Genomic DNA, 12271 nt, shown 5'->3' on the forward strand with positions numbered 1-12271 from the left:
CGTCATTTTTAGAACCTGACTACCTAAAGGGAGCGATACGATGCAAACATTAAAAGCACTTTTCATCAATACTTCACTAAAAAGTTCAAAGGACCCTTCTCACACAGAAGGTTTCATCAATGATGTTCAAGTTCATTACAATCAACTAGGAGTAGAATCAGAAATTGTCCGCTTGGCCGATTATGACGTTGCTTACGGTGTTCAAGAAGATATGGGTGAAGGCGATGAATGGCCTAAAGTATTTGAAAAAGTCATGGCAGCAGACATTGTCATTATCGGTACACCCTTATGGCTCGGAGAAAAAAGTTCATTGGCTACGCAAACCATTGAACGTCTTTATGGCAGTAGCAGTGTCACCAATGATAAAGGACAATCCGTTTTCTACAATAAAGTTGGCGGTGTTGCAATCACGGGTAACGAAGACGGCGCTAAGCATGCTGCTGCATCCGTTCTTTACGCCCTTTCTCATATCGGGTTTGTCATTCCACCGAACGTTGATGCTTATTGGGTTGGTGAAGCAGGTCCTGGAGCTTCTTATATGGATGCTGGCAGAGAAAATGAGTTTACTAAAGCAGCGATTCAACGACTTGCCTACAATACTTATCATTTGGCCGGTATGCTTAAGAACAATCCAATTCCGAATGAAGGCAATACACTTTAAACCTAAGCAGCCGGCAGCGAAAGTACTGCCGGTTTTTCTATGTACTTATTTCCACACGCGATGTGCAAAAAGGTGGCCATCTTTTATTATCACTTTATAAATATCAGGATTAGTCAGCTTTTGCCACTCCAAAAACCCATAATCGTCGTCAATTCGTTTTAATAGTAAGCCCAACAAATTGCCATGAGTTACCGCTGCAGTCATGTCATCCATTTCACTCAATGCTTCCATGGCACGGTCTGCTGCCTCTTTCCCTGATTCGCCTCCAGTGAATTTTACGTTGTCATCATTAAAAGACTCTTCTAATTTTTTCATCCAGTCTGGCAAATCTTCAGAGCTCAACACTCGTTCAGCCAAACGCTCATCAATTCGAATCGGTAAATCTTGTTGGTCTGCTGCCGGTTCAATCGATTGGATAGCCCGTGTAAACGGACTCGAAACAAAATGGATAATCTGTCGTTGTTGAAGAAATCTTGCTAATTCTTCTGCTTGCTTTTGCCCCATTGCAGTCAAGTCCGCGTCCGGTGCCTGTCCGGTTGCTTGGCAATGTCTAATTAAGTAAATTGTTTTTTCCATACTCATCATCCTCTTGTGATTTTCATTGGTTCGAATTCAAAACCTAGAATGTTTCGCTTCTTTATAACCATCATACACTTCCTTTACCTATCACATTCCCCAAATCTCGTCTTTTAACCTCAAAAAAACTCCTGAGCAAAAGCTCAGGAGTCATAAATTATAATTTTTTCATCAAGTTTGCCATTTCAATAGCACCTGCTGCTGATTCCCAACCTTTGTTTCCAGCTTTTGTTCCAGCGCGTTCAATCGCCTGTTCAATAGAATCTGTTGTTAAAACACCAAAAATGACTGGAATATCTGCATGGTCACTCGCTCTTGAAACACCTTTAGCGACTTCGCTGCAAACATAATCAAAATGAGGAGTTGCGCCTCTGATGACTGTTCCTAACGTAACAATGGCATCAAAATTTCCACTCATCGCCATTTTTTTCGCTACAAGCGGAATTTCGAAAGCTCCAGGTACCCAAGCAATCGATACATCCTCTTCTCCAACGCCATGACGTTTTAAAGCATCTTCTGCCCCACTTAATAATTTACTTGTAATAAATTCATTAAAACGACCAACTACAATTCCAATTCGTAAACCTTCACCATTTAAATATCCTTCAAAATGTATCGTCATTTAAGTCCATCTCCTCTAGTAGATTAATAAGTTGTCATGTTTTGCTGTTCTTGTTGGTACGTTACTAAATCTTTAATCGTTAAAATACCAAGACCGAGACGTTCTGACACTTGTAACAAATCGTTAACACGCGCCATCGTTCCATCAGCATTCATAATTTCACATATAACTCCTGCTGGAGGTGAACCTGCAAGCTTCGCTAGATCTACTGCTGCCTCAGTATGTCCTGTTCGTTCAAGGACGCCGCCATCTTTTGCGATCAACGGGAAAACATGACCCGGACGTTTAAAGTCTGTTGCTTTCGCAGTTGGCTTGACTAAGCTTGTAATTGTATGAGAGCGTTCAAAAGCACTAATGCCTGTCGTCGTATCTTTATGATCCACACTGATTGTAAAAGCAGTACCATACTCATCTGTATTATGGTCCGTCATTAGACCAATTTGTAAGTTTTGGGCGATTGATTGGGCAAGTGGTACGCAGATCAAACCTCTTCCTTCGGTCGCCATCAAATTGACGATTTCAGGTGAAGCGAATTCTGCCAAAGCAACAAAATCGCCTTCATTTTCTCGATCTTCATCATCAATGACAATAATGGCTTTACCATTCTTTAAATCTTCAATGGCTTTTTCTACCGTGTAAAACATCTGTGTTGCGCCTCCTTTTAAAATCCGTTTTCTGCTAGCCAGCTTCTGCTGATTTTCGGTTCTGCTGTTTGAATTCGCTCGGTATACTTTGCCAATAAATCACATTCGATATTGACCTTTTCACCAATGCCTTTTTCTCCTAATAGCGAATCTTCTTGCGTCGTCGGAATAAGAGAAATCGTCACAGTATTATGGCTAACAGCAAAAATAGTCAAAGAAGTACCATCTACTGCGATCGATCCTTTTAGCATCATATACTTCAACAACTGAGGTTCAAGCTCGATTGTTTTAGTGATCGCATTTGCTTCTTTTTTCACAGATCGGATAACGCCGACGCCATCAATATGTCCACTAACAAAATGACCGCCAAAACGTCCATTAGCTGGCATAGCGCGTTCAAGATTTACCCGGGAACCTGCTTTCAATTCCTTCATCGTTGAAGATTTGACCGTTTCTGGAATCACATCAACTGTGAAAGTATTAGAAGTAAAGGTCGATACAGTTAAACAAACTCCGTTAATGGAAATACTGTCTCCGCGCTTAACGTCTTCTAAAATTAGCGCACAGGAAATGGTTAACTCCATTGCTTGTGGCTTAGAGCGAACTGAGGCAACATGTCCAAGTTCTTCAACAATACCTGTAAACATTTAGGCATACTCCTCCAATCTGTTCGCTAAAGTGTATTCAATTGGGGTCTTACGAGTTTTCGGGTGCTTTCCACCATGGGGCGTATGGGTGGTGAGGAAAGAATATTTCAGAAGGGTTTGAATCCATAACACAATGTGCCCTGCTTCTTTATCAAGTTGGCCAAGTAGACGGCCATTTTTCGTACCTTGAAGAAGCTCGTTTTCCACTGAGAGAATGAGCAGGGTTAAAGACCGTTGACTTGTATTTCCAGAGACTACTCCCTGATAAAGGTGTTTGGTCATACAAATTCCTCCTTTCAATTTCAACACATTGAAAAGAAGAGGCACATAACGAAGCCGATCTCTAAATTCTTCTCCCATCCAGACTGTAACTGTCGGTGCCGGAATTTCACCAGCTCCACCGTTTGGACGTTTAAAACATAGTGGCCTATGCTTGCCATCGTCCAACCGGGTCACGGACTTGCAGTTTCCTGCTCACCGCCGGTAAGGAATTTCACCTTGCCCCGAAGAATTAGATTCGTAGTTTCGTCTTTTTAATAGTAGCATAGAAAGAAACTGAACCATATAAATTTAGCTGATATTTCCGACGAACTCCAGCCAACTCGAATTCTATATCCCTCAAACAACTGTCTATTTTAAAGCATATCGCCATTTCAGAAAGGACGAGTTACTATGTCTCATCACCACACAGTGAAAGGCGTCAGCGTAGATGCGGAAACACGTTGTGCTCATTACCATTCAGCCATCGATCGAATTGCCATCAAGTTTTTTTGCTGTCAGCAATACTTCCCCTGCTTCGAATGCCACCAAGCTATAGGCTGTGGCAACCACCAAGTTTGGCCAAAAGACCGGTTCCAAGAAAAAGCAGTGCTGTGCGGGAGCTGTGGGCATGAACTTACTATCGATGAATATTTAGCCTGTGCATCTATTTGCCCTAGCTGTACTTTGCCTTTTAATCCAGGCTGCAACTTGCATAAGTATCTTTATTTCGGATAAAAAACTGGAAGCCCTAGAAACGTGATTCTTTTAAAAAATCAATAAAGCCAAGTGAGAAACGATATCTCACTTGGCTTTATTGGTGTATAAAGACATTACAAGTTGCTCTCCTTTAGAGCGCATAATTCGTCTACCTGTATCTTCGAATCCCGCTTTTTGATACAAGCGTTGTGCAGGGATGTTACGCGCATTGACGCCTAGCACCACTTGATCAAAATCTGGAAACTCCATTTCCATAAACTCTGGCAGTGCATAGATAGACCCTGTCGCAATTCCTCGCCCCTGATATTTTGGATTCACAGAAAACCCTCTCAACAATAAGGCTTTTGGGTTGTTCGAATATTTTTTACGGTCTTCCGATTCATCCAATTCGAAAAAACCGGCATCTTCTCCGCGTGCTTTAATAATAATAAAATGCTTTAACGGATCGTTGGCATCTTTTTCAATAATTTCTATAGGCAATCGTGTAAATTCCAGCTGATGTGTTGGCAAATCGTAACCGATTGATCGTTTGGAGGAGTAGCGGTGCAATGTCACTTCTCTTTTTTTAATCACGTTAAGTAGACCTCCTTGTTTGCGTTCATTATCTCAGACTATCAGGCATCTCTAGATTCAAAAAGATGGTCAGATGATTATTGAAGAAAGAAAAGCTGCGTCGACTTTTGCTTTACTCTTTCTTCAATGTCACTACGACAATTTCAGGCAGATTAAAAATACGAACGGGAAAAGTACTATTGCCAAGGCCACGGCTAACAACCATTTTCGATTGATCTTTGTCAAAGATCCCTTCCGTTACTTTCGGAAACCAGCCTTGTCCTGGAGCAACTAAACCGCCAAGGCCAGGAATTCGAATTTGTCCGCCGTGGGCATGTCCTGAAAACACTACATCTACTCCAGCTTCTGCATAAATCGGAAAATATTCAGGACGATGTGCTAGCAACAAGGTAAAATTGTCAGTCAGTTGCGCATGCTCAAGACTCCCCTGTGTAGCTTCGTCTTCGTGTATCTCAGGCTCTGTCAAAGGATCGTTAATTCCTGCAATCTGGATTGACGATTGTGCTTTTTTCCATTCAACTTGCTCATCTTCCAAAACCACGACGTCCCGTTTACGCAACGCAGCTGTTATTTCCTCAATCTTATTGGAAGCCACTTCGTGGTTTCCCGTCACGTAATACACTTTACTCATCTCCACAAGCGCATCAACTAACACCAAGCTAGCCTCCAAATCATAACGATTACTATCGATAAGATCGCCCGTCAAAAAAATGACGTCCGGATTGGCTGCCGATACCTTTTCAATCAGTGAAGATTGATCTTTTCCGAAGGTGGCATTGTGCAAGTCCGATACCTGAACAACAGTTGCTCCATCAAAAGCAACTGGCAACTCTTTAGAAGCTACCGTGTATTCCGTAGTTTGCACCCACTTGTTACTGACCCAAATGCCACTCCCCACTAGTAACACTAACAACATAAGTCCGATCATTTTTTTCATAAACTAACCTCTATTCAATTCTCATTCGAACAATTGGAGTCGGCTCCATCTTTTAATCTACTTAAATCGGTGCTACAATTTCGATTTTCAAACGATCAGGTCCCTCTAGAAAAACTGCATAACAATTTGGTCCACCTGCATAGGGATGAAGGTCTTCGTATAAAATTCGCACACCCAATTGTCTCATTTTTTCAGTCATTTCGTCTACTTGCGCACATGAAATTGCATGAAACGCCAAATGATTCAATCCGGTTTTTTTGCGATGAAAAGACGTTTGTAAGAATTCCTCTTGTGTTTGAACAAAAACAAGATAGGTAGGACCTGATTTGTAGCTGAACCCTTGTTCCCACTCCTGAAATAATACATAGCCCAGTAGTGGTAGCAGTTCGCTATAGAATGACCTAGCTTCAGTTAGATTTGAAACATTGAGTTCTACATGATGTAGCATTTGTTCCCACTCCTTTAATCCATGCTACTCGTTGTACTAAAAAACGTGCAAGTTTCTCAGTAGATTGGTGAGTGGCAACTCAAACTTTGGTCTTGGCTTTATTTTTTCGTGCTGCCACACTACCTAAAACGCTTAAAAGAAAAATACATAAAATAGCTATCCCTATAGCTCCTACGAGACTACCTCCATCGGAAGATCCCGTTAACCAAGCCGCTCCGTACTGTGGGATTTTCACCGGTGAAATCGACCAAGTCGTACCGAATAAGCTATCCGTTAATTGCAAGATCAGGTATATTGCAAATGCAACCGCCGCTGCAATTCCACCATTTGGTGAAACGGCGCTTGCTGCTAAAACAATCGTTAGAATGAGCACTACCCAAATGCTATAAGTTCCCATTAGTTGAACAAGCTTGCCAAATCCAACTTCTCCAAAAAAAAGGAATGTGTAGTAATAGCCCGCCAGAAAGCCAAGCCAGACACTACCCAAGGAAACAACAGATGCGACTGACCATTTGCTTAGAAAATAAGCTGAAAAAGAAAGTGGTCGAACATACAGCAAAGTGGCTGTCCCGCTTTTTCGTTCTCCAGCTATGCTTCCCATATAAGCTAAAATCAGTACAGCTATACCAATCGTTTGAAATTGTTCCATGACTGCTATCAATAGTTGTTCTGGCATAAGTGTTGGTAATTCTAACACTGCGCCATCTGGTAAACCGCCGGAGGACTCCAAGATTTGAGGAAGGAAATAATTGACTACAGGCTCGGTAATCCCTAAAAGAATGAAAACTGCGGGTATCCAGAAAATTTTATAATTCCGTATATTTTCCAAACACTCTTTTTGCGTTAAAATAAGAAATTGCTTCATTTGGCAGCGACCACCTTTAAAAAGATTTCTTCTAGCGAAGCCGCTTGTGATTCAACCCCTATAATGCCCTGTTGTTCAGAAGCCAGAATACGAAGAACTTGCTGCATGTTTGGATAGTTTTCATGAACAGGCAAAAACACAAAACTCTCTTTCACCTCAGATTCCCATGACTGTCTCCTAGCAAAGTCTAACGCTTGAGTCTGATTTTGAAACTGTATGCGAATGTGCGGGGCGGCATGCCGATTCTTGACTTCGCTTAGAGATCCTTGCTCAATCAAACACCCATCTTTCATAAACAACAACTGGTCAGTCATTTCTTCTGCATCATTTAAAATATGAGTAGAGTACAGAATTGTTGTGTCCTGCTGTAGTGATTTCAATAAATCCATGATTTCACGTCGTCCCGTCGGATCTAGAGCTGAAATCGGCTCATCCAACAAAAGAAGTTGCGGCTGATGGACAATAGCCTGCGCAAGGCCAAGGCGTTGTTTCATTCCCCCTGAAAAAGCGCCTGTCTTTTTATTCATTGCCGTCTCAAGTCCCACAAATTCCAAGGTGCGAGTTGCTTGCAATTTCGCTTTTCTCGCTTCAATCCCACTTATTTTCGCAGCCATTTCCACAAATTCTAACGCTGTCAACCACGGAAAAAATTGAGGATACTGAGGAAGGAAACCGATGGTCAAATTTTCAGCTAGTGTAATTGTTCCATTTGAAGGAGACAGTAAACTGGCTAACATCGACAAGGTTGTCGTTTTCCCTGCTCCATTCGGACCGATTAAAGCGGTAGCAGTGCCTTTTTCTAATACAAAAGAAAGTTGCTTCACAACCTCTTGTTGTCCGTAACGCTTTGTTAGTTTTTCCACTTCCACTATATTCAATAGTTTCTCCTCCCGATTACAAAGTAAAGAATCGGTCCTAAAATATTGACGATCACAATCAGGATTCCCCACATCCATTTCGGACCATTCGGATTGGGGTTTTTTATCAAATCGATTAAAGCAAAAATCATTAGTGCAAATTGAATTACGACAATTGGCAGTAAAGCTAACAGCAATGTTGTTTGATCCACTAGGCATCTCCTACTTTTCTCTTTTCTTTCTATTATATGGGTTAGCGCTTTAATCTCCTACAGTTTCTGACAAAATCCAATCTCAGGTAAAAGCCCATCTACCATTTCAACTTCAAAAAAAGATCAGTCAACCATTTTTTTTCAACGGTTCCGATACGCCACTGCGCTATGTCTTCTCGCACACTGTCTTTTGTTCCATAGCCTTTTACAAAACCGTTTAGCCGAGCAGCAAAAGTCGAGTCTGTTAATAATTCCTTTTCAGGAAAAAGTTCTGCCAGTTGCTCTAAAGCCTTTGGGTACCGTTTCAAATAATATTTTTGGTGGCGTTCTTCAGCTAACGTAAATTCACCAAAAGGTGCAATTTCCGTTTCAATTGGCTCACGGAGTTGTGTTTCCATTTCTTTTCGAATGTTTTCAATCGTTTTGCGCTGCTGCTCTGTATGGTAATGGACTAAAGAAATATATTGTCTCCCTTTATAATTATCGCGATTTGGGTAATGATTTTGCCAGAATTCTCGAAGGATAGCTTCATAGCTGATGACTCGTGGATCAAAACTGATATGAACTGTTTCCGTGTGATCGCCCATTTGCCGGTACGTAGGCGTTGGTGTTGTTCCGCCAGTAAAACCCACACAGGTTCGGACCACTCCTGGCATGCTACCAAAGCGTGCTTCCGGTCCCCAAAAGCAGCCCATCCCAAAAGTAGCAAGTTCCAATCTCTGATCATTTTGATGAATACCTTCTTCAATTGACCTCATAACCATTTGTTGAAAACCCATACGAATCGCCCTCTCTTTTTCTGGATAAATTCCAGTCTACTTCCTATACAGCTTGCTCGTTTTTCATTAAACTCAATGTAACAAGACTGTTCAGAAAATGCATGACTCAGCTATCGCTTTGTTTACTAAAAACACAATACGAGAAAGGGGGTGAACGTGATGAGCGAACGAAGAAAAGAAATCATCACCTATTTCAGACAAATGGATCGCAGCTTTTTCATGGATACCAACAAAGACCTTGCTACATTTGACTATGCCTTGCCTATTGGATTTGAACAAACAATCTCACAACCATCGCTCGTGCTCGAAATGACACTTGCACTTGACCTTGAACCCAGCCAAAAAGTATTGGAGCTTGGAACTGGATCGGGTTTTCAAACCGCGCTACTTGCTACTTTCTCCAAAGCTGTATACACAATCGAAAGAATTGAGGAGTTGCATCATCGTTCAAAAGACCGGTTAGCCCAATTAGGTCTTGATAATATTCATTTTAACTTAGGGGATGGCAGCGCGGGCTGGAAAGAGCATGCTCCCTTTGATCGGATAATGGTTACCGCTGCAGCTACTGAAGTTCCGAAAGAACTACTTGAACAACTAAATCATGGAGGGAAAATGGTGATTCCAGTAGGAAGTTCTGCTAGCCAAGAACTTCAACTGATTGAAAAAGATGCTGAAGGCAAAATTCACAGCACGCTTTTAAACCACGTGCTATTTGTTCCACTAAAAGGAAAATATGAAATGTGATCTTCTATTAAACTAATAACCTTATATATTTCTGCGTATGTAACTCTTTTTTATTCGCTGCAATCGTTTTGTACACGACAACGCAATTGCCGTATAATAAAGCACACTAGACAGACTACTCTTTTTCCATCTACTTTTAATTAGATGTATGAAAGAAAGATTGTCGTTTATATTGCTACAGCTAAAAAAGGAGACTACGTCATGCCTACCGAAAAAACAATTCATACTGAAGTTGGCAGCTACATTTCCACTTTATTGCGTAATCATTTCGGAAAAGGTCCTACTTCAGTATTCGTAACCGTCAAGCCGCCCTTTATCACGATCCACCTGCGTGGATTTTTATCTCCTCCTGAAAAAATTCTACTGAACCAACAAGAACATCGCAGAGTATTAGAAACACGTGATCTTTTGATGAATCAACTGGCTGTAGATATAAAAGTGGATTTATGGCAAATTGGTGCATTGGATATTGAAGATGTCTACGCAGATTGGAATTTAGATGATCAGACGGGAATGATTCTTGCTGTCATGACCGATAAATCGCCAGCAGCCGACTTTGAGTGGGATTCAGCTGTTCAAGTGGAAAGTGTTCTCGAGGAAGTGGAGGAAGCTAGTCGAAAAGCACAAAAAACTCCTGAAAAAACGGATTTGTACTGGCTCAACAACCGCACATTATTGATCGAGCGTACCGGAATTTTTGTCGAAATTGAAAAAGAACTCATTCGTGGAGGATTTACTGAAGAATTGAAGTTAGTTAAGCGTCCTTTAGAACGGCGCTTACTGTTACAAACTCGGATTGAAGCCATTTTGAAGCAACCTATTTCAGAAGTGTTTCTTGATTGGAACTTCACCACTGATAAAGGCTATACTTTGTTATTACTAGAACCTGCCAAATAACAACTTCCAACTTATGAAACCATAGACAAACTCAGGTAATATGGACTTGTCTATGGTTTTTTGTCTGGCTTATTCATAAATACGGCCTTTCTAGCTACTAATGCTTTGAGCTTGCTGGCAATATTTACACATTTCGTATAAATCTTTATTCTTCAGCTGTTGAACATATTCGACTTGGTCAGTAAATTCCCTTTTTTCTACAGGTGTCTCCACAAAATCGCACCGATCTCCAGCAAACTGTCGTTGGTGAATCTTCTTTTTCTTATGATCTACAAAGTAATAAATGATGACCACTTCCTTTCTTTTTCAGAAACTAGAAAAGCCGAAAAGAATTGCCTCTGTTTCAAGGCATTCTTTTCGGCTTTTACTTCAGCTCTATTGTCTGAACTATTTAACCAAGATATAAAGATAGCGATAACATGAAAAAAGCACCGTTGCTAGTTGAAACTACATCTTAGATTAACACGCTCTTATTTCTCAAGTACCCTCATCATACTAAATATCGTGTTAAAGATAAAGAAATCAGCACCCACTTATGATTTACTACGGGGTTGCCTCGTTATCTTTTTCCAGAAATGTCTTCAAATTCTTTTGCTATTCTTTCCAAAGCTTCCTCTATCAGTGGGCGCGGAGAAGGGGTACAAATCCGTTGATAGAACTCTCCTTCTTCACCAAACATACTGCCATCTTCAAGTAGGACGTTGGCTTTATTGTATATGCGATCATGAATTTCTTCAGCTGTTATGCCGTAACCACTAAAATCTAACCACATAATATAGGTTCCTTCAGGAATAGCTACTTTTACTTCTGGCATGCGCTCAGCCAAAAACTCTTTGACATACGTCATTGTGTCATCGACATAGTCAGTCAGCTGATCCAACCAGTCTTCTCCTTCGTTATAAACCGCAATCAAAGCCGCAATCGCAAAGGGAGATGCCAATTGCATACCCATTTCAGTAGCGAATTGAGTACGAAGCTCTTCGTCAGAGATAATGACGTTGGTGCAATGCAACCCAGCCACATTGAAGGTTTTGTTAATTGCTGTGCACGTAATAATGTGGTCAGCATGGTCAGCCGCTTTCACCATAGGAATAAACTCATTGCCGCGACGCAATAGATCTCCATGGATTTCATCGGCTACGATTAAGACATTATTGTCATGACAAATCGCTGCCATTTTATTCAACTCTTCGTTATTGAAAACTCGACCTGTTGGATTATGCGGATTGCATAAAATGAACATTGTCGTATGGTCAGCCTTTGCTTTCGCTTCAAAATCCTCGAAGTCAATCGAATAATAACCTTCTTCATCTACGTGTAGTGCATTATTGATGACTTTCCGGCCATTCCCTTCAATTACAGAAGTAAACGGCGGATAAACAGGACGCTGAATGATGATGCCATCTTCTCGTTTAGTAAATGCTTTTACCGCAATGTTCAGCGCATGAACTGTTCCTGGACTGTAAACGATGTGTTCTTTTTCCACTCTCCAGTCATGCCGTTTTTGTAACCACGATTGAATCGCACCGAAATACTCATCCGGAAAAACAGAATAGCCATAAATTCGGTGGTCCACTGTTTTGTGCAAAGCATCTACTAAAGGTTGTGGAACAGGTAAGTCCATATCGGCGGTAAACAATGGAATGGTATGTTCATCGTATCTCTCTGTTAATCCGAATTGCTTAATCAACTCTTCTCCGTCCCACTTTAAAGAGTAGGTGCCTCTTCTATTAATGATTTCATCAAAATTATATTTCATATGAAACTTCCTTTCCTGCTGATGTCTGGCTTTTTCTTTAGTATTCATTATTAGATAAAGCGCTAATTCATT

General features: G+C 41.0%; 17 protein-coding genes, 1 pseudogene and 1 riboswitch. Of the genes and pseudogenes, 4 read left to right on the forward strand and 14 right to left on the reverse strand.

The window, feature by feature from the left end; all coding sequences use genetic code 11:
* Window positions 1-40 precede the first annotated feature (40 nt).
* Window positions 41-661 (forward strand): flavodoxin family protein, encoded by a 621-nt coding sequence (locus FQ085_RS04765; RefSeq protein WP_058384258.1) that lies wholly within the window; start codon window positions 41-43, stop codon window positions 659-661.
* 45 nt (window positions 662-706) lie between these two features.
* Here the strand turns inward: FQ085_RS04765 and FQ085_RS04770 are convergent, their stop codons facing one another.
* The 5 genes and pseudogenes from FQ085_RS04770 to FQ085_RS04790 form a co-directional block, all read right to left on the reverse strand.
* Window positions 707-1237, reverse strand: coding sequence for a histidine phosphatase family protein (locus FQ085_RS04770; protein ID WP_058384257.1), 531 nt, complete (start codon window positions 1235-1237; stop codon window positions 707-709).
* 157 nt (window positions 1238-1394) lie between these two features.
* A complete protein-coding gene (gene ribH, locus FQ085_RS04775; protein WP_058384256.1) occupies window positions 1395-1859 on the reverse strand; it encodes a 6,7-dimethyl-8-ribityllumazine synthase in 465 nt (154 codons plus the stop codon).
* A 35-nt stretch (window positions 1860-1894) separates the two neighbouring features.
* Window positions 1895-2503 (reverse strand): annotated as a pseudogene (gene ribB / locus FQ085_RS04780) (3,4-dihydroxy-2-butanone-4-phosphate synthase); the annotation flags it as partial.
* A gap of 17 nt (window positions 2504-2520) precedes the next feature.
* Entirely contained in the window at window positions 2521-3150 is a 630-nt protein-coding gene (gene ribE, locus FQ085_RS04785) for a riboflavin synthase (RefSeq protein WP_058384255.1), read from the reverse strand.
* Window positions 3151-3432, reverse strand: coding sequence for a hypothetical protein (locus tag FQ085_RS04790; protein ID WP_058384254.1), 282 nt, complete (start codon window positions 3430-3432; stop codon window positions 3151-3153).
* Window positions 3433-3494: 62 nt separating this feature from the next.
* Window positions 3495-3665, reverse strand: a riboswitch (FMN riboswitch).
* A 157-nt stretch (window positions 3666-3822) separates the two neighbouring features.
* Here FQ085_RS04790 and FQ085_RS04795 point away from each other — a divergent pair.
* On the forward strand, window positions 3823-4146 hold the full coding sequence (locus tag FQ085_RS04795) for a CHY zinc finger protein (protein WP_082707536.1): 324 nt from the start codon (window positions 3823-3825) through the stop codon (window positions 4144-4146).
* A gap of 66 nt (window positions 4147-4212) precedes the next feature.
* Here FQ085_RS04795 and FQ085_RS04800 read toward each other — a convergent pair whose 3' ends face one another.
* From FQ085_RS04800 to msrA, 7 genes are all read right to left on the reverse strand, one after another.
* The gene (locus FQ085_RS04800; protein WP_058384253.1) at window positions 4213-4701 is read right to left on the reverse strand and encodes a GNAT family N-acetyltransferase; all 489 of its coding nucleotides are present in this window, start codon (window positions 4699-4701) and stop codon (window positions 4213-4215) included.
* 112 nt (window positions 4702-4813) lie between these two features.
* A complete protein-coding gene (locus FQ085_RS04805) occupies window positions 4814-5638 on the reverse strand; it encodes a metallophosphoesterase (protein ID WP_058384252.1) in 825 nt (274 codons plus the stop codon).
* A gap of 61 nt (window positions 5639-5699) precedes the next feature.
* Entirely contained in the window at window positions 5700-6086 is a 387-nt protein-coding gene (locus FQ085_RS04810; RefSeq protein WP_058384251.1) for a VOC family protein, read from the reverse strand.
* A gap of 79 nt (window positions 6087-6165) precedes the next feature.
* On the reverse strand, window positions 6166-6951 hold the full coding sequence (locus tag FQ085_RS04815) for an ABC transporter permease (RefSeq protein ID WP_149456052.1): 786 nt from the start codon (window positions 6949-6951) through the stop codon (window positions 6166-6168).
* Window positions 6948-7829: an ABC transporter ATP-binding protein gene (locus tag FQ085_RS04820; RefSeq protein WP_058384249.1), complete on the reverse strand. Its 882-nt coding sequence runs from the start codon at window positions 7827-7829 to the stop codon at window positions 6948-6950. Before FQ085_RS04820 ends, FQ085_RS04815 begins: the two co-directional genes overlap by 4 nt.
* Window positions 7826-8020: a PLD nuclease N-terminal domain-containing protein gene (locus tag FQ085_RS04825; protein WP_049693140.1), complete on the reverse strand. Its 195-nt coding sequence runs from the start codon at window positions 8018-8020 to the stop codon at window positions 7826-7828. The genes FQ085_RS04820 and FQ085_RS04825 overlap by 4 nt, the downstream gene beginning before the upstream one ends.
* A gap of 98 nt (window positions 8021-8118) precedes the next feature.
* Window positions 8119-8799 carry a peptide-methionine (S)-S-oxide reductase MsrA gene (msrA, locus tag FQ085_RS04830; protein WP_058384248.1) on the reverse strand — a complete coding sequence of 227 codons (681 nt, stop codon included), beginning with the start codon at window positions 8797-8799 and terminating at the stop codon, window positions 8119-8121.
* Between the two features lie 159 nt (window positions 8800-8958).
* Between msrA and FQ085_RS04835 the strand changes: the two genes are divergently transcribed.
* Entirely contained in the window at window positions 8959-9543 is a 585-nt protein-coding gene (locus tag FQ085_RS04835) for a protein-L-isoaspartate(D-aspartate) O-methyltransferase (RefSeq protein ID WP_149456053.1), read from the forward strand.
* A gap of 201 nt (window positions 9544-9744) precedes the next feature.
* Window positions 9745-10440 carry a Na-translocating system protein MpsC family protein gene (locus tag FQ085_RS04840; RefSeq protein WP_058384247.1) on the forward strand — a complete coding sequence of 232 codons (696 nt, stop codon included), beginning with the start codon at window positions 9745-9747 and terminating at the stop codon, window positions 10438-10440.
* Window positions 10441-10530: 90 nt separating this feature from the next.
* Here the strand turns inward: FQ085_RS04840 and FQ085_RS04845 are convergent, their stop codons facing one another.
* Window positions 10531-10734 carry a hypothetical protein gene (locus FQ085_RS04845; RefSeq protein WP_058384246.1) on the reverse strand — a complete coding sequence of 68 codons (204 nt, stop codon included), beginning with the start codon at window positions 10732-10734 and terminating at the stop codon, window positions 10531-10533.
* Window positions 10735-10999: 265 nt separating this feature from the next.
* Window positions 11000-12199, reverse strand: coding sequence for a MalY/PatB family protein (locus FQ085_RS04850; RefSeq protein ID WP_149456054.1), 1200 nt, complete (start codon window positions 12197-12199; stop codon window positions 11000-11002).
* Between the last annotated feature and the right edge of the window lie 72 nt (window positions 12200-12271).

This window comes from Planococcus sp. ANT_H30, from assembly GCF_008369335.1.
Taxonomy (GTDB): Bacteria; Bacillota; Bacilli; order Bacillales_A; family Planococcaceae; genus Planococcus; species Planococcus kocurii.